This is a genomic window from Ideonella flava (genome assembly GCF_051857595.1).
Lineage (GTDB): Bacteria > Pseudomonadota > Gammaproteobacteria > Burkholderiales > Burkholderiaceae_C > Ideonella.
On sequence record NZ_JBPZHD010000001.1, the window covers coordinates 44,980 to 62,370 of the forward strand.

General features: G+C 65.6%; 13 protein-coding genes and 1 tRNA gene. 4 read left to right on the forward strand and 10 right to left on the reverse strand.

Annotation, left to right across the window (positions count from 1 at the left end; all coding sequences use genetic code 11):
• Window positions 1-13 precede the first annotated feature (13 nt).
• From tig to ACS5PM_RS00210, 4 genes are all read right to left on the reverse strand, one after another.
• Window positions 14-1,321: a trigger factor gene (tig, locus tag ACS5PM_RS00195; RefSeq protein ID WP_439384193.1), complete on the reverse strand. Its 1,308-nt coding sequence runs from the start codon at window positions 1,319-1,321 to the stop codon at window positions 14-16.
• Between the two features lie 31 nt (window positions 1,322-1,352).
• A tRNA-Leu gene (locus ACS5PM_RS00200) sits at window positions 1,353-1,439 on the reverse strand.
• Between the two features lie 168 nt (window positions 1,440-1,607).
• The gene (locus tag ACS5PM_RS00205; protein ID WP_439384195.1) at window positions 1,608-4,730 is read right to left on the reverse strand and encodes an efflux RND transporter permease subunit; all 3,123 of its coding nucleotides are present in this window, start codon (window positions 4,728-4,730) and stop codon (window positions 1,608-1,610) included.
• Window positions 4,731-4,761: 31 nt separating this feature from the next.
• Window positions 4,762-5,913, reverse strand: coding sequence for an efflux RND transporter periplasmic adaptor subunit (locus ACS5PM_RS00210; protein ID WP_439384197.1), 1,152 nt, complete (start codon window positions 5,911-5,913; stop codon window positions 4,762-4,764).
• A gap of 150 nt (window positions 5,914-6,063) precedes the next feature.
• Between ACS5PM_RS00210 and hpnC the strand changes: the two genes are divergently transcribed.
• The 4 genes from hpnC to ACS5PM_RS00230 all read left to right on the forward strand — a co-directional run bounded on the left by hpnC (window position 6,064) and on the right by ACS5PM_RS00230 (window position 9,883).
• Complete coding sequence (hpnC, locus tag ACS5PM_RS00215) at window positions 6,064-6,900, forward strand: squalene synthase HpnC (RefSeq protein ID WP_439384199.1); 837 nt, start codon at window positions 6,064-6,066, stop codon at window positions 6,898-6,900.
• Window positions 6,897-7,763, forward strand: coding sequence for a presqualene diphosphate synthase HpnD (gene hpnD / locus ACS5PM_RS00220; protein ID WP_439384201.1), 867 nt, complete (start codon window positions 6,897-6,899; stop codon window positions 7,761-7,763). The genes hpnC and hpnD overlap by 4 nt, the downstream gene beginning before the upstream one ends.
• Entirely contained in the window at window positions 7,747-9,045 is a 1,299-nt protein-coding gene (hpnE, locus tag ACS5PM_RS00225) for a hydroxysqualene dehydroxylase HpnE (protein WP_439384203.1), read from the forward strand. The genes hpnD and hpnE overlap by 17 nt, the downstream gene beginning before the upstream one ends.
• A gap of 70 nt (window positions 9,046-9,115) precedes the next feature.
• The gene (locus tag ACS5PM_RS00230) at window positions 9,116-9,883 is read left to right on the forward strand and encodes an IclR family transcriptional regulator (protein ID WP_439385572.1); all 768 of its coding nucleotides are present in this window, start codon (window positions 9,116-9,118) and stop codon (window positions 9,881-9,883) included.
• Window positions 9,884-9,941: 58 nt separating this feature from the next.
• Here the strand turns inward: ACS5PM_RS00230 and pbpG are convergent, their stop codons facing one another.
• The 6 genes from pbpG to ACS5PM_RS00260 all read right to left on the reverse strand — a co-directional run bounded on the left by pbpG (window position 9,942) and on the right by ACS5PM_RS00260 (window position 17,361).
• A complete protein-coding gene (pbpG, locus tag ACS5PM_RS00235) occupies window positions 9,942-10,991 on the reverse strand; it encodes a D-alanyl-D-alanine endopeptidase (RefSeq protein WP_439385574.1) in 1,050 nt (349 codons plus the stop codon).
• A gap of 175 nt (window positions 10,992-11,166) precedes the next feature.
• A complete protein-coding gene (locus ACS5PM_RS00240) occupies window positions 11,167-12,708 on the reverse strand; it encodes a 2-isopropylmalate synthase (protein ID WP_439384205.1) in 1,542 nt (513 codons plus the stop codon).
• 205 nt (window positions 12,709-12,913) lie between these two features.
• Window positions 12,914-13,765 carry a CDP-diacylglycerol--serine O-phosphatidyltransferase gene (pssA, locus tag ACS5PM_RS00245; RefSeq protein WP_439384207.1) on the reverse strand — a complete coding sequence of 284 codons (852 nt, stop codon included), beginning with the start codon at window positions 13,763-13,765 and terminating at the stop codon, window positions 12,914-12,916.
• A gap of 96 nt (window positions 13,766-13,861) precedes the next feature.
• Complete coding sequence (gene ilvC / locus ACS5PM_RS00250) at window positions 13,862-14,878, reverse strand: ketol-acid reductoisomerase (protein ID WP_439384209.1); 1,017 nt, start codon at window positions 14,876-14,878, stop codon at window positions 13,862-13,864.
• Window positions 14,879-14,927: 49 nt separating this feature from the next.
• Window positions 14,928-15,419, reverse strand: coding sequence for an acetolactate synthase small subunit (gene ilvN / locus ACS5PM_RS00255; protein ID WP_439384212.1), 492 nt, complete (start codon window positions 15,417-15,419; stop codon window positions 14,928-14,930).
• 163 nt (window positions 15,420-15,582) lie between these two features.
• Entirely contained in the window at window positions 15,583-17,361 is a 1,779-nt protein-coding gene (locus tag ACS5PM_RS00260) for an acetolactate synthase 3 catalytic subunit (RefSeq protein WP_439384214.1), read from the reverse strand.
• Window positions 17,362-17,391: the final 30 nt, after the last annotated feature.

Genomic DNA, 17,391 nt, shown 5'->3' on the forward strand with positions numbered 1-17,391 from the left:
GCCAATCGGCTCGTCAGGCGGTCATCAACTCGTCGAAAGGCAGGAGCTTGTCGGTGACCTTGGCGTTGGAGAGGACGAATTCGGTGACATTGTTCTCGACCACCACCGCCTCGACCTCGGCCATGCGCTGGCGATCGGACAGGTACCAGCGCACCACCTCGGCCGGCTTCTCGTAGCTCTGGGCCATCTCTTCGATGTGCGCCTGGAGCTGCTCCGGCTTGGCCTGCAGGCTGTTCTGGCGGACCAGCTCCGACACGACCAGGCCCAGCCGGACCCGGCGCTCGGCCTGAGGCGTGAAGATCTCGGCGGGAATGGGAGCGGTGTCGGCATCCTTCACGCCTCGCTGCTTCAGGTCGGCGCGAGCGCCTTCGGTGAGGCGGCTCACCTCGTCATCGACCAGCGCCTTGGGCAGATCCAGCTCGGCCGACTTGACCAGGGCTTCCATCACGGCAGCCTTGTTGCGGGCCAGCACCCGGAACTTGACTTCGCGCTCGAGGTTCTTCTTCACGTCGGCGCGCAGCGCCTCGACCGTGCCGCCAGTGATGCCGAGCGACTTGGCGAAGGCGTCGTCGACTTCCGGCAGGTGCTGCGACTCGATCTTCTTCATGGTGACCATGAAATCGGCTTCCTTGCCGGCCACGTCCTTGCCGTGGTAGTCGGCCGGGAACTGCAGCGGGAAGGTCTTGGACTCGCCCACCTTCATGCCGCGCACCGCCTGGTCGAACTGCTCGAGCATCTGGCCCTCGCCGATCAGGAACTGGAAGGCCTCGGCCTTGCCGCCCTGGAAGGGCTCGCCGTCGATCTTGCCTTCGAAGTCGATGGTCACGCGGTCGCCGGCCTCGGCACCTTCGGCGGCCGGGCGCTGGGTAAAGGTGCGGCGCTGCTTGCGCAGGATCTCGACCGTCTTGTCGATGGCGGCTTCGTCGACGTCGGCAGCGACGCGCTCCACCTCCACGGCCGACAAATCACCGAGCTTGACCTCGGGATAGACCTCGAACGTGGCGTCGAAGGCCATCTGACCTTCGGGGGCATCGTTCTTCTGGGTGATGTTCGGGACGCCGGCGACGCGCAGCTGCGCTTCGTTCGCCGCCTGGGAAAAGGCCTGACCGAGCTTGTCGTTCATGACCTCGTACTGGACGGAATACCCGTAGCGCTGGGCCACCACGGACATCGGCACCTTGCCGGGGCGAAAGCCATCGGCCTTGACGGTACGGGCCAGCTTCTTCAGCCGGGACTCCACCTCGGAATTGATCTCGGTGGCCGCCAGCGTCAGCGTGATGCGGCGTTCGAGCTTTTCGAGGGTTTCAACGTTGACTGCCATGATGCGAGCTCTTAGTTGCGTTGCTGTGTGATGGTGCGCGGGGCCGGACTCGAACCGGCACGCCCGTGAAGGCGTCAGGACCTAAACCTGGTGCGTCTACCAATTTCGCCACCCGCGCGGGAAGCCCTGGGGACGACGCCGCGTACCCCATCGACCCAGCTTGGAAAAAGCCTGTGGCGCAAGCGCCCATGAAGAACGCTCGCCGCCCTTAGCGAACCGGTAAACCGCGTATTGTATCGGCCCCGGCTGCCTGTTTTGGCCTATCGGCTACCCTCGCCTGCCGAAATCACACCGGCCCCACCGGCTCGCGGCGCACGCGGAAGGCCGCCGCGTACATCGCCGGCAAGGCGAGCAGGGTGAGCACCGTGGCGATGATGAGGCCGCCCATGATGGCCACCGCCATCGGACCCCAGAACACGCTGCGGGACAGCGGGATCATCGCCAGCACCGCAGCGGCGGCCGTCAGCACGATGGGGCGGAACCGGCGCACCGCCGACTCCACGATGGCGGTCCACGTGGGCACGCCCCGTTCGCGGTCCTGTTCGATCTGGTCGATCAGGATCACCGAGTTGCGGATGATCATGCCGAACAGCGCGATCACACCGAGCATGGCGACGAAGCCGAACGGCCGGTTCAGCACCAGCAACGCACCTGAAACTCCCGCGATCCCCATGAAGCCCGTGAGGAAGGCCAGCACGGATCTCGAGAAGCTCTTCAGCTGCAGCATCAGCAGCGTCAGCATGATGAAGAACGCGATGGGTACCCCCACGATGATCGAGCCCTGGCCCTTTGAGCTCTCGGCCACCGCACCCGCGATCTCGATGTCCATGCCGTCGGGCATGCGCGCTTTCAGCTGCTGCATTTCCGGCCAGACCTGGTTGGTGACCGTCGCACCCTGGACGCCATCGACCACGTCGCCCTGCACCGTGGCGGCGTACTTTCGGCCCTCGCGCCACAGCACGCCCGGCTCCCAGCCGAAGCCCATCCGGGCGATCTGCGTCAGCGGGATGGCTCGTCCGGTGGAAGTCGGCACATAGGCGTTGCCGAGGTCGGTGATGGCGTTGCGCTCATCGGCCGGCTGGCGCAAGACGATGTCGATCAGCCGGTCCGCCTCACGGAACTGGCCGATCGTGTTGCCGGAGAGCATCACGCGCGAGGCCTGTGCGATCGACTGGCTCGTCACCCCCAACGCGCGCGCCTTGTCCTGGTCGATCTCGAGCTTGAGCGATTTGACCCGCTCGTTCCAGTTGTCGTTCACGCCGCGCATGCTCGGGTTCTTGCGCAGGACCTCCTTGGCTTCGTCGGCCCAGTGGCGCACGGCCTCCATGTCCTGGCCGACCACCCGGAACTGCACCGGGTAGGGCACCGGCGGCCCGTTGGGCAGCAGCTTGACGCGTCCCCGAACCTCTGGAAACTCGGTCGCCAGAAGCTCGGGCAGCTTCTTGCGCAGCACCTCGCGCTCCGTCAGGCTCTTCGGCAGCAGGATGAACTGGCTGACGTTGGACTGCGGAAAGATCTGGTCCAGGGGCAGGTAGAAGCGCGGCACGCCGCTGCCCACCCACTCGGTCACGCTGGCAAGCCCGGGCTCCTTCGCGATGCGCTTCTCGAAACGGCGCGCGACCTGGTCGCTGGCCTGGATGGTCGAGCCCTCCGGCAGCCACAGGTCGACCAGCAGCTCCGGCCGGCTGGAATCGGGGAAGAACTGCTGCTGGACCTTGCCCATGCCGGCCACGCCGAGGACGAAGATGGCGATCGTCGCGGCGATGGTGATCCAGCGGTGCGCCACGCACCAATCGACGACCTTGCGAAACCGCCCGTAGAAGGGCGTGTCGAACAGGTCGTGCGAGTCTCCCTCGTGGCCTTTGTGGGTCTTGAGCAGCCAGGCGCCCAGGAACGGGACGAAGTAGACCGACACCACCCACGAGATCACCAACGCAGCGGAGGTGACGGCGAAGATCGCGAAGGTGTACTCGCCGACGGTCGACTTGGCCATGCCGATGGGCAGGAAGCCGGCCGCCGTGATCAGCGTGCCGGTCAGCATCGGCATCGAAGTGACGTCATAGGCAAAGGTCGCCGCCGCCTTCTTGTCGTAGCCCTCCTCGAGCTTGCGCACCATCATCTCGACCGCGATGATCGCGTCGTCCACCAGCAGGCCGAGCGCGATGATCAGCGAGCCGAGCGAGATCTTGTGCAGGCCCACGCCCCAATAGAACATCGTCACGAAGGTGATCGCCAGCACCAGCGGGATCGTGATGCCGACCACCAGGCCGGGCCAGATGTCCACCCGCAGCGGGCGCATGTGCAGGCCCAGGCTCAGGAAGCTGACCGCCAGCACGACCACCACCGCCTCGATCAGCACGCCGACGAACTCGTTGACCGAGCGGCTGACGGCCTGGGGCTGGTCCTGGATCTGCGACAGCTCCACGCCGACGGGCAGCTGACTCTTGATCGCCGCCGTCTTGGCATTCAGCGCCTTGCCGAGCTCGATGATGTCGCCGCCCTTGGCCATGGAAACGCCCATCGCGATGACCTGCTGGCCCTGGTGACGCACCATCACGGACGGCGGATCGACGTACTCGCGCTTGATGTCGGCGATGTCGCCCAGTCGCAGCGAGCTGGCCTGCCCGGTGCTCGCGTTGACGGCACGGATCGGCAGCTGGCGCAGATCCTCGACCGAAGTGAAGGCACCTGCCACCCGCACCTGCAGGTTCTGGGTGGCCGCATTCAGCGTCCCTGCACCTTCGACGGCGTTTTGCGCATTCAGCTGGCTGATGACCTGGTTGAAGTCCAGTCCCAGCTGCGCGAGGCGCTTCTGGGAAACCTCGACGAAGAGCTTCTCGGCCTGCACGCCGAAAAGCTCCACCTTGGCGACATTGGGCACGCGCAGCAGCTGCGAACGCGTGTCTTCGGCGTAGCGTCGCAGCTCCTCGGTCGAGAAGCCATCGGCCGACAGGGCGTAGATCGAGCCGTACACGTCGCCGAACTCGTCGTTGAAAAAGGGCCCGACGACGCCCTGCGGCAGGGTACCGCGCATGTCACCGATCTTTTTGCGAACCTGGTACCAGACGTCGGTCACCTCCTTGGGCGGAGAGGAATCCTTCAACTGCAGGATGGTCAGCGACTCGCCGGGCTTGGTGTAGCTGCGGATGATGTCGGAGTGAGGCACCTCCTGCAGCGTGCGCTCGATCTTGTCCGTCACCTGCTCAGCCACCTGCTGGGCGGACGCGCCAGGCCAGAAGACCTGGACCACCATGGCGCGGAAGGTGAACGGAGGGTCCTCGTCCTGCCCCAGCTGGAAGTAGGCGAACAGGCCCAGCACCATGAGCACCACCATGAGGTAGCGGGTCAGTGGTGCGTGCTCCAGTGCCCAGCGTGAGACGTTGAAACGCGAGCCTTTGGATTCGCTCATGGTTGTTCTCGTTGTGGTTCGCGTGGCGGCGTCAGCGTGAGGCCAGCGAGGCCGCGGTGGGGGCAGAAGCAGAGGTCGGGATGACCTTGCCCGCGTCCGCCACGGGCTCGACGAAGGGCTTGACCTTCTGCCCCGGCGTCAGCGCATGAGCCCCGGCGATGACCACCTCGTCGCCCGGCTTGATGCCCTGGGCGATGACCACCGTGTTGCCGTCCGCGCCGGCCACGGTCACGGGCTGGGTTCGCACCGTCATGGCGCTTCGGTCGAAGAGCCAGACCACCGTCTGCCCCTTCGCCTCGGCGACCGCTGTCAGCGGCAATCTGATGACACCGTCGACCGGCTTGCTCTCGATGCGGATGTTGGCGGTCTGGCCGAGGCGAACCGGGGCTTTGCCCACGTCGGCCTTGACCAGGAAAGTGCGAGTGGCCGGATCCGCTGCGGCGGCCACTTCACGGATGGTTGCCTTCACCGGCTCGCCTGCGCCCCAGGGCACCAGCGTGACGGCACCGCTCTGGTTCAGCAACTGGCGCAGTGCGCCAATCCGGTCCTCGGGTACCGAGAACACGGCGTCGCGCGGGCCGTCATGGGCCAGGCGCACCACCGGCGTACCCGCGCCCACCACCTGACCCGGCTCCGCCTCGACGGCGGTCACGACGCCGGGGGCGTCGGCTGCGAGCGAGGCATAGGTCGCCTGATTGCCCTGAACCGCCGCCTGGGCCTTGGCCTGGTCGAGCTGGGCCCGCGCAGTCTTCACTGCCGCCTCGCGGCGATCGAGGTCCGCGGCACCGATGAATCCCTGGTCGCGCAATTCCTTGAAGCGCTTGTAGTCGGCCGAAAGCTGGTCGAAGTTGCTCTGGGCGGCTGCGACGGCGGCACGTGCCGCCTCCTGCCCCAGTCGCAAGTCCTGCGGATCAAGCTGGGCCAGGACCTGCCCTGACTTCACCGCATCGCCCACGTTCACCGCCCGGCTCTGGATCTTTCCGCCCACCCGGAAGCCCAGGCGCGACTCCGTCCGGGCGCGAATCTCTGCCGCGTATTCGTGCGAAGCCACGCTCTGGCTGCCGCTGACGGTGGCGGTGCGCACGGCGCGAACCGGGTCCGGCGCGGCATCCTTCTTGGCGCATCCAGCCAGGCCGAGGAAGGCCAGACCGACGGCAGCGCTGATGAGCAGGAGCTTCTTCATGGAGGACTCGCTATCTGGGCTCGCGACTCGAGGCGCACCCGTGAGAGGAAAATATTAATGACTGACCGGTCAGTAATATAGTGGGCGTCTTGAGCCTCGTCAATGCCCGTCGCGGGCACAATCCGCGCCCCGCGGTCCGCGATCCTCTTCATGTCCGTCGAGCACTACGAGAACTTCCCGGTCGCCTCCTGGCTCTGCCCCGCCCGGCTGCGGCCGCCCATCACCGCGATCTACTGGTTCGCCCGCGTCGCGGACGACATCGCGGACGAGGGATCGGCGCCCGAGGCCCAGCGGCGTGCCGACCTCGCGGAATACCGTGCCGAACTTGCCCGGGTGGCTACGGGCCGGGCGCCCGGGTCGCGCTGGGCTGCCGTCTTCGAACCGCTGGCAACGGCCATCCGCGACCACGCCCTGCCCGTCCGCCTGCTGGACGATCTCATCGACGCCTTCGTCCAGGACACGGGCAACCCGCTCTACCCCGATCGCCAGGCACTGCTGGCCTATTGCCGCCGCTCGGCCGATCCCATCGGCCGGCTGCTGCTGCACCTCTATGGCATCCGGGACGAACGAGCCCTGGCCCGCAGCGATGCCATCTGCAGCGCCCTGCAGCTGATCAATTTCTGGCAGGACCTGAGCGTCGACTTGCCTCGAGGTCGCTGCTACGTCCCGCAAGCGGACGCCTCCCGCCACGGCCTGCACGCCAGCCAATTGCGGGCAGGCCCGGCCACGCCGGCGGAAAAGGGCCTGGTCCGTGAGCTGTGCCAATGGGCCGGTGACCTGATGCGCGAAGGCGCACCGCTGGCGCGTGAACTGCCAGGGCGCATCGGCTGGGAACTGCGGCTCGTCGTCCAAGGCGGCCTGCGCATTCTTGAGAAAATCGCCGAGATGGATCACGCCACCCTGTCGCAACGCCCGGCGCTCAGCCGCCGCGACGCCCCACGCCTGCTATGGCGTGCACTCTTCGCCATGCCGGGAGGCGCCCGGTGAGCGTTCCCGTTGCCGGGACGCCGGCCCAATACGTGCAGGACAAGGCCGCCGGCAGCGGCTCGTCCTTCTATTACGCATTCATGTTCCTGCCGCCCGAGCGGCGCGCAGCGATCACGGCCTTCTACGCCTTCTGCCGCGAAGTCGACGATGTCGTCGACGAGGTGCACGACCCGCAGGTGGCGCGGACCAAGCTGGCCTGGTGGCGCAGCGAGGTGGCGCAGGCCTACGCGGGGCGGCCGACCCATCCCGTCATGCAGGCCCTGATGCCGCTGGCCGCCACCTACGCCATCGAAGCACGACACCTCGAGGCCGTGATCGAGGGCTGCGAGACCGATCTCGTCCAGAACCGCTTCCTCGACTTCCGCACGCTGGCGAACTATTGCCACCTGGTCGCCGGCGTCGTCGGCGAGGTCGCCTGCAACATCTTTGGCCGCCAGCACGAGCAGACGATCGCCTACGCGCACAAGCTGGGCTTGGCCATGCAGCTGACCAACATCATTCGCGACGTGGGCGAGGACGCCAGGCGAGGCCGGATCTACCTGCCGATCAGCGAATTGCAGCAGTTCGACGTGAAGGCCCATGAACTGCTCAAGCGCGAGTCCCCCTGGGGCTATGGCGACCGGTTCCAGGCCTTGATGCGCTTCCAGGCAGAGCGCGCTCACAAGACCTACGAGGAAGCGCTGGCCCTGCTGCCGCCGGCCGACCGCGTCGCGCAGAAGCCCGGCCTCATGATGGCCAATATCTATCGAGCCCTCCTGCGGGAGATCGAGAAGGGCGGCTTCCAGGTGCTGCACCAGCGCATCGCGCTTACGCCCTTGCGAAAGCTCTGGATCGCGGCCCGCACGCATGTCGTCGGACGGTAGGTCGGGCCCCAGGCGAATCGCCGTCATCGGCGGCGGCTGGGCCGGACTGGCCGCTGCCGTCCGCGCTACTGAGCACGGCCACCGCGTGACGCTGATGGAGATGGCCGCCCACCTCGGCGGGAGGGCCCGCTCGGTCGAGCATTCAGGGCGCTCGCTCGACAACGGGCAGCACATCCTCGTGGGCGCCTATCGAGACACCTTGGCCTTGATGCGTCAGGTGGGTGTGGACACGGATGCGGTTTTGTACCGCCAGCCTTTGGCCATCGTCTACCCCGAAGGGGACGGCCTGCGCCTGCCGTCGGGGGCCCCGGTGACGGCATTTGTCCGAGGCGTCCTCGGCTGGACCGCCCTGCCTTGGCGCGATCGGATTGGCCTCCTCGCCTTGGCTCTGCGCTGGCGGTTGAACGGCTTTCGATGCTCACCGTCGATGACGGTGGCCCAGCTGGCGCGGGACTGCCCTGCCCGCGCCTACGGCGAGCTGATCGAACCGTTGTGCGTGGCCGCCCTCAACACCCCGGCCGGGCAGGCCAGCGGTCAAGTGCTTTTGACCGTCATGCGCGACGCCCTGTTCGGGGCTCGCGGCGCGGCGGACTTGTTGCTCCCTCGTGCTCCTCTGGACGATCTGCTGCCCAGGGCGGCCGCACGATGGCTGCAGGACCGGGGCGCCCAGGTGGTTTGCGGGCAGCGTGTCATGCGCCTGCAGGCCACGGAATCTTGCGTTCTGGTGGACGAGCAGGCCTTTGACCAGGCGATCGTGGCCGCCTCCGCGAGTGAGGCTGCACGCCTTCTTGCGCCGGCTGCACCCGATTGGAGCCGGGACGTCGCGGCAATCCGCTATCAGCCCATCATCACCGCGTGGGTCGAGGCACCGCAGGCCCGATGGGCCCGACCCATGATGGCCCTGCGTGCGGATGCATGGCGTCCGGCGCAGTTCGCCTTTGACCTTGGCGCTCTTGGCGGGCCGGCAGGTCTGTTCGCCCTGGTCGTCAGCGGTGCCGCCGCCTGGGTCGAGGCCGGGACGGATGCCACGCGAACGGCTTTGCTGCAGCAATGGGCGCAGGCCTTTCCGGCCCGCGAACATGGTCCGGTTCGATGGGTGGCCAGCCGCACGGAGAAACGCGCCACGTTTGCCTGCTCGCCCGACCTGAAACGCTCCCCCGCCGCGGTTCACCCTCGCGTTCGCGTGGCCGGCGACCATGTCGAAGGCCCGTATCCCGCGACGCTGGAGGGTGCAGTTCGATCGGGCTTGGCCGCGGCCGATGGGCTTCACGCTGCGGCTTGATGGCGGCAGCGATACAAGGACCGTGACATTTCGGATGGACGTGGCTATTTTCGCCATGCAAAATCAGCGCATGACCCGAAAAGACAATTCGTCTCCCAGCATCCAGGTGCTCGCGCGGGCATTCGGCCTGCTCGATGTGCTCGCATCGCACCAGGACCCGGTCTCGCTCAAGGAATTGAGCGAAAGCACCGGCCTTCACCCCTCCACCGCCCACCGCATCCTCAATGACCTCGCGTCGGGTCGCCTCGTCGACCGGCCGGAAGCCGGCAGCTATCGGCTGGGCATGCGATTGCTGGAGCTTGGCAATCTCGTCAAGGCCCGTCTCGACGTGCGCGACGCCGCGCTGGGCCCGATGCGCGACCTTCACAAGCTGACGCACCAGCCGGTCAACCTGTCGGTGCGCCAGGGCGACGAAATCGTCTACATCGAGCGAACGTACAGCGAACGCTCGGGGATGCAGGTCGTGCGCGCCGTAGGGGGGCGCGCGCCGCTGCACCTCACGTCGGTGGGCAAGCTTTTCCTGGCCCACGACGATCCGCAACGCGTGCGCGCCTATGCGACACGGACGGGTCTGGCCGGCCATACACGCAACAGCCTGACCGACCTGCCGTCGCTCGAGCGCGAACTGGCCTCGGTCCGCAGGCTGGCAGCTGCGCGAGACAACGAAGAACTCGAACTCGGCGTGCGCTGCATGGCCGCCGGCATCTTCGACGACCAGGGCAAGCTGGTCGCCGGACTGTCCATCTCGGCCCCCGCCGACCGGCTCGAGGAGTCCTGGCTGGAGCGCGTCAAGTCCACGGCCGCGCAAATCTCCACCGCCCTGGGCCACCGGACCTGATCTGCCCAAAACGCAAACGGCACCCGAAGGTGCCGCTTGTTAGGGACGTCAAGCCTGGTCAGCCTGCCGGCTGGGCGTGGACCGCGATATTGGATGCGGGGCCAATCGTCGTCGTGGTGGTCGCCCCGCCCGCCGCGCCAGCAGGCGTGGGATTGTTCATCAGCCACTTGCGAATCCGCTCCGCATCACCGATGCGGGAATACTTGCCGGCCGAATCGAGCAGAACCATGATCAGCTTGCGGCCGGCCAGTTGGGCCTGCATGACCAGGCATTGGCCGGCTTCGTTGATGTAGCCCGTCTTCTGCAGGCCTATGTCCCAGGCGGGATTGAGCACCAGGCGATTGGTGGTGTGGTACTGCAACTGCCGCGAGCCCACCGCCACCTGATGCTCCGGTGACGTGGTCAATTCGCGTAGCAGCGGGACCTCGTGGGCCACCCTGACCAGAAGCGCCAGATCACGCGCGCTGGACTGATTCTGACTCGACAGGCCGGTGGGCTCGACATAGCGGGTGTCGTTCATGCCCAGCAGCTTCGCCTTGGCGTTCATCGCCGCGACGAAACTGGAGAGACCCCCCGGGTAATTCCGGCCCAGGGCGCTGGCGGCCCGGTTCTCCGACGACATCAGGGCCAGGTGCAGCAATTCGCCACGCGACAACTTGGTTCCCACGGCCAGGCGCGATGAACTGCCCTTTTCCGTGTCGACATCATCTTGCGTGATGGTCAACACCTCATCCATCGGCAAGTTGGCCTCGCTGATCAGCAGGCCCGTCATCAGCTTGGTGATGGAGGCGATCGGCAGGACCGCCTTGGAGTTCTTGTTGAGCAGGACTTCGTTGGTGTCCTGGTCCAGCACGAAGGCAACGCTGGATTTGAGATCGAGAGGATCTTCGGTGTCGTGCAGGCCGGCGAGACTGCCAAAGGACTGGTGGACGGGCTCAACCCGGACGACGGAGCGGCGCGGCGCGACGGTCTTGGTGCTGCGCGGCGCAACCACCGCCTTGGCGCGTGTGCTCGAGGCAGTCGGCCGCTTCGAAACGGCGTTCTGACGGCTAGTGGCAGCATCAGCCGCCATCGTGCCGCCTAGCAGACCGATGGCCAGGCCCAACATGCCCAGCCAGCGGCGTGAGTTTCTGATCGTGAGCATTTCTACAGCTGCCTTTTCGGTGCGCCGAGTCTATTTGAAACAAAAAAGACATGCAAGATCAAAAGCTTGCATGCCTTTCCTCAAGTGCGCCGTAGGGCTCACTCGACTCGAACCGAAACGGCCGACGGGCCGCGGAGGTTTACCCCTGGGCCGCCACCCGCTCGCCCTTGGCGTGCAGCTTGTTCAGCGCTGCGAGGTACGCCTTGGCGGAAGCGACGACGATGTCCGGATCGCTGCCCACGCCATTGACCACCCGACCCCCATGCTGCAGTCGAACGGTGACCTCGCCTTGCGATTCTGTGCTGCCGGAGGTGATCGCATTGACCGAATACAGCAACATTTCCGCACCACTTTGGACTTTGGACTCGATGGCCTTCAGACTGGCGTCCACAGGGCCATTGCCGTCGCTCTCGGCCACCTGCTCCTCGCTGCCCATGGCGAACGCGACTCGCGCGTGAGGCCGTTCGCCGGTCTCCGAGCGCTGTGACAGCGCCACGAACCGGTAGTGCTCCTGGTCCTGGCTCACGCTCTCGTCGCCCACGAGCGCGATGATGTCCTCGTCGAAGATCTCGCTCTTGCGATCCGCCAGGTCCTTGAATCGCGCGAAGGCAGCATTGATCTCCGCTTCGGATTCCATCTCGACGCCAAGCTCCTGCAGCCGCTGCTTGAACGCGTTTCGGCCCGACAGCTTGCCCAGCACGATCTTGTTGGCGGACCAGCCCACGTCTTCCGCCCTCATGATCTCGTACGTATCCCGCGCCTTCAGCACGCCGTCCTGGTGGATGCCACTGGCATGTGCGAAGGCATTGGCACCCACCACCGCCTTGTTGGGTTGCACCACGAACCCGGTGGTCTGGCTGACCATGCGAGATGCCGCCACGATCTGCGTGGTGTCGATGCCGATGTCGAGGCCGAAATGGTCACGGCGCGTCTTCACCGCCATCACCACCTCTTCGAGCGAACAATTGCCCGCGCGCTCGCCCAGGCCGTTGATGGTGCATTCGACCTGCCGCGCTCCACCGATCTTCACTCCGGCCAGCGAGTTGGCCACTGCCATGCCCAGGTCGTTGTGACAGTGAACCGACCAGATGGCCTTGTCCGAATTGGGGATCCGTTCGCGCAAGTGTTTGATGAAGTTCCCGTACAACTCCGGAATGGCATATCCGACGGTGTCGGGCAGGTTGATCGTCGTCGCCCCCTCGGCGATGACCGCTTCGATCACTCGACACAGAAACTCCGGCTCGGAGCGGTAGCCGTCTTCCGGCGAGAACTCGATGTCGCCGCAGAGATTGCGTGCGAACCGCACGGCCAGTCTGGCCTGCTCGAACACCTGATCAGGCGTCATCCGCAGCTTCTTCTCCATGTGAAGCGGGCTGGTGGCGATGAAGGTGTGGATCCGACCACGGGCCGCGCCGGCCAGCGCCTCGGCGGCTCGCGAAATGTCCCTGTCGTTCGCGCGCGCCAGAGAGCACACCGTCGACTCCCTGATGTGGGTGGCGATGGACTTCACGGCTTCGAAGTCACCGCTGGACGATGCCGCAAAGCCCGCCTCGATCACGTCGACTCGCAGCCGCTCGAGCTGGCGTGCGATGCGCAGCTTCTCGTCCTTGGTCATCGAGGCGCCCGGCGATTGCTCGCCGTCACGCAAGGTGGTATCGAAGATGATGAGCTTGTCGGCCATGGCAGTCTCGAAGTTGGAGAAGAAAACAAAAACGGCCCGCTGCTTGCGCAAGGCGGGCCGTTGATCGGAGAGAAACCTACAGGTGGTGACGGACGTGTTCGATCAGCGAGCCCAAGGCGCTCCTAGTAGCGAGGCAACAGCGATCGAAAGACGGATCATGGACTCAATATAGCATGCCAACGCGGCGAATCGACAGCACCCTCGCTCAATGCAGGCCGCGCTCGTCTGGCTCGTCGGTCGAGGTGGCGATCACGCTGACGGGCTTGCCCTTGACCTTGCGATAGACGTACACCGCATAGCCCGACAGGCCGTAGGCACAGAAAACGCCGAACAGGACCATCGGTGGATGGATGTTGATCAGTGCGATGCCAAGTGCGATGGCCACGATCACGATGAACGGCACGGTGCGCTTGAAGCTCACGTCCTTGAAGCTGTAGAAGGGCACGTTGGTGACCATCGTCAGCCCGGCATACAGGGTCAGCGCAAAGGCACCCCAGGCCAGCGCCGGAAGCGTGCTGACACCCTTGAAGCCGGCGTCGTCCATCACCCAGATGAATCCGATCACCAGCGCCGCGGCGGCCGGGCTCGGCAAGCCCTGGAAGAAGCGCTTGTCGACGATTCCGATGTTGGTGTTGAAGCGGGCCAGCCGCAAGGCGGCGCAGGCGCAATACACGAATGCGGCGATCCAGCCCGCCTTGGCCAGACCCTTGAGCGCCCACTCATAGACGATCAGCGCCGGCGCCGCGCCGAAGCTGACCATGTCCGACAGGCTGTCCATCTGCTCGCCGAATGCGCTCTGGGTATTCGTCATGCGCGCCACGCGCCCGTCAAGGCTGTCCAGCAAGGCCGCGGTGAAGATGCCGTAGGCCGCCAGTTCGAAGCGGCCGTTCATCGCCATGACGATGGCGTAGAAGCCTCCGAACAAGGCCGCTAGGGTGAACAGGTTCGGCAGGATGTAGATGCCTCTGCGACGCGGGCGGCGCGGCTCGTGGAATTCGGCGTCGTCGTCGGGCAAGGCCACGGCAACGTCGGGCGGCGAGAGGTCCGGTTCAGGCATGGGCGGGGAGCATAACCCAGTAGCTGGATGAAAAAGGCCGCCCCGAAAGGGGGCGGCCTCGATGCGGCAATTGCGATGCCCGCAAGGGCATCGGCATCAGTTGCGGCTCTTGTCGACCAGCTTGTTGGCCTTGATCCAGGGCATCATGGCGCGCAGCTTCTCGCCCACGACCTCGATGGGATGCTCGGCGGTGAGGCGGCGACGCGAAATCAGGGTCGGTGCGCCGGCACGGTTCTCCAGGATGAAGCTCTTGGCGTACTCGCCGGTCTGGATGTCCTTCAGGCACTGCTTCATGGCCTTGCGGGTCTCGTCGGTCACCACGCGCGGCCCGGTCACGTACTCGCCGTACTCGGCATTGTTCGAGATCGAGTAGTTCATGTTCGCGATGCCGCCTTCGTAGATCAGGTCGACGATCAGCTTCAGCTCGTGCAGGCACTCGAAGTAGGCCATCTCGGGGGCATAGCCGGCTTCCACCAGCGTATCAAAGCCCGCCTTGATCAGCTCGACGGTGCCACCGCACAGCACGGCCTGCTCGCCGAAGAGGTCGGTCTCGGTCTCTTCGCGGAAGTTGGTCTCGATGATGCCTGCCTTGCCGCCGCCATTGGCCGCGGCGTAGCTCAGGGCCAGGTCGCGCGCCTTGCCGCTCTTGTCGGCATGCACAGCGATCAGGTGCGGCACACCGCCACCTTGCGTGTAGGTGTTGCGCACGGTGTGGCCGGGAGCCTTGGGTGCCACCATCCAGACATCCAGGTCATCGCGCGGCTGGACCTGGCCGTAGTGCACGTTGAAGCCGTGCGCGAAGGCCAGCGAGGCGCCTTCGCGAATGTTCGGCTCGACCTCCTTCTTGTAGACCTCGGCGATCTGCTCGTCGGGCAGCAGGATCATGACGACGTCTGCGCCCTTCACAGCCTCGGCCACCTCAGCCACCTTCAGGCCCGCCTTCTCGACCTTGCCCCACGACGCGCCACCGCGGCGCAGGCCGACGGTCACCTTGACCCCGCTGTCGTTCAGGTTCTGGGCATGCGCGTGGCCTTGTGAGCCATAGCCGATGATCGTGACGTTCTTGCCCTTGATGAGGCTGAGATCGGCGTCCTTGTCGTAGTAGACCTTCATGATGTTTCTCTCTGGCTGGCGGGGGAAATGGGTTCTTGGGAATCGGGCATCAGACCCGGAGGATTCGTTCACCGCGGCCGATGCCGCTGGTGCCTGTGCGCACCGTCTCGAGGATGGCGGCGCGGTCGATGGCCTCGATGAAGGCGTCCAGCTTGCCGGCATCGCCGGTGAGCTCGACGGTGTAGCTCTTTTCGGTCACGTCGATGATGCGGCCGCGGAAGATGTCGGCCATGCGCTTCATCTCTTCGCGCTCCTTGCCGACGGCACGCACCTTGATGAGCATGAGTTCGCGCTCGGTGAACTGGCCTTCGGTCAGGTCGACCACCTTGACCACGTCGACCAGGCGGTTCAGGTGCTTGGTGATCTGCTCGATCACTTCGTCCGAGCCGGTGGTGACGATGGTCATCCGGGACAGCGAGGCGTCCTCGGTAGGCGCGACCGTGAGGCTTTCGATGTTGTAGCCGCGGGCGGAAAACAGCGCCACCACGCGTGACAAGGCGCCGGGCTCGTTCTCGAGCAGCACGGCGATGATGTGTTTCATGGGTGAACTCCTGGCGCGCTCTTCACGGCCGGCGGCGGTAACCGCCGGCGCTTGGCCACGCCCTCAAGTCGAACGGAAAATGAATGGCCAGAGGCTGTTCTGACGATCCGGCCGCCTTTCCCGCACCGCGGTAACCGCGCGGGAGCAGCCAGCCTTCACGCCGTCACAGGTCCTCGGACCCCAGCAGCATCTCGCTGATGCCCTTGCCCGCCTGCACCATCGGCCAGACGTTTTCGGTCGGGTCGGTGCGCACGTCGAGGAAGACGGTACGGTCCTTCAGGCGGATCAGCTCCTTGAGCGCCGGCTCCACCTCGGAAGGCTTCTCGATCTTGATGCCGACGTGGCCATAGGCTTCGGCCAGCTTGACGAAGTCGGGCAGCGCGTCCATGTAGCTGTGCGAGTAGCGGCCACCGTAGTCCAGCTCCTGCCACTGCCGGACCATGCCGAGGTACCGGTTGTTCAAGGAGATGATCTTGACCGGCGTCTTGTACTGCTGGCAGGTGGACAGCTCCTGGATGCACATCTGGATCGAGCCTTCGCCGGTGATGCAGAAGACGTCCGAATCCGGCTTGGCGAGCTTGATGCCCATCGCGTAAGGCAGCCCCACGCCCATGGTGCCCAGGCCGCCGGAGTTGATCCAGCGGCGCGGCTCGGCAAAGCCGTAGAACTGCGCGGCCCACATCTGGTGCTGGCCGACATCCGAGGTGATGTAAGTGTCCCGATTGCGGGTCAGCTGCCACAGCGTCTCGATGACCTGCTGCGGCTTGATGACCTCGTCGCTCTTGCGGTAGGCGAGGCACTCCTTCTTGCGCCAGTCGTTGATCTGGCTCCACCAGGCATTGATCGCGTCCTTCTCGGGTTTGGCGGTCGACTCCTTGAGGTGGGCGATCAGCTCCTGCAGCACGTCCTTCACGTCGCCAACGATGGGAATGTCCACCTTGACCCGCTTCGAGATCGACGACGGATCGATGTCGATGTGGATGATCTTTCGCTCCACCGAGGCGAAATGCTTCGGGTTGCCGATCACCCGGTCGTCGAAGCGCGCACCCACGGCCAGCAGCACGTCGCAGTGCTGCATCGTCATGTTGGCTTCGTAGGTGCCGTGCATGCCCAGCATGCCGAGGAACTTGGGATCGCTCGCCGAGATGGCGCCCAGTCCCATGAGGGTATTGGTGCAGGGGAACCCCAGCAGATCCGCCAGTTCGCGAAGCTCGGCCGCCGCGTTGCCCAGCACCACGCCGCCGCCGGTGTAGATGTAGGGCCGCTTGGCGCCCAGCAGCAGCTGGGCGGCCTTGCGGATCTGACCGCCATGGCCCTTCTTTACCGGGTTGTACGAGCGCATCTCGACGCGCTCGGGGTAGTGGAACGGCGCCGTCTTCAGCGAGACATCCTTGGGGATGTCCACCACGACGGGGCCCGGCCGGCCGGTGCTCGCGATGTGGAAAGCCTTCTTGATGGTCGTCGCCAGCTCGCGAACGTCCTTGACCAGGAAGTTGTGCTTGACGATCGGTCGGGTGATGCCGACGGTGTCGCACTCCTGGAAGGCGTCCAGGCCGATGGCCGGCGTGGGGACCTGCCCGGTGATGATCACCATCGGGATCGAATCCATGTAGGCCGTCGCAATGCCGGTCACCGCGTTCGTGACACCCGGGCCGGAAGTGACCAGCGCAACGCCGACGTCTCCGGTGGCGCGGGCATAGCCGTCCGCTGCATGGATCGCCGCCTGCTCGTGGCGCACCAGCACGTGCTGGATGCTTTCCTGCTTGTACAGCGCGTCGTAGATGTAGAGAACCGCGCCACCTGGGTAGCCCCACAGGTACTTCACGCCTTCGGCCTGAAGACAGCGAACGAGGATCTCGGAGCCGTTCGGCTCCTGGGAGGATGAAGAGGGATGCGGTTGTGCCGAAGCGGCACGCTTGACTTCCGCGGCAGACATGTCCATTTCGAACCTTTGTGAATTTCTCTGACGAAA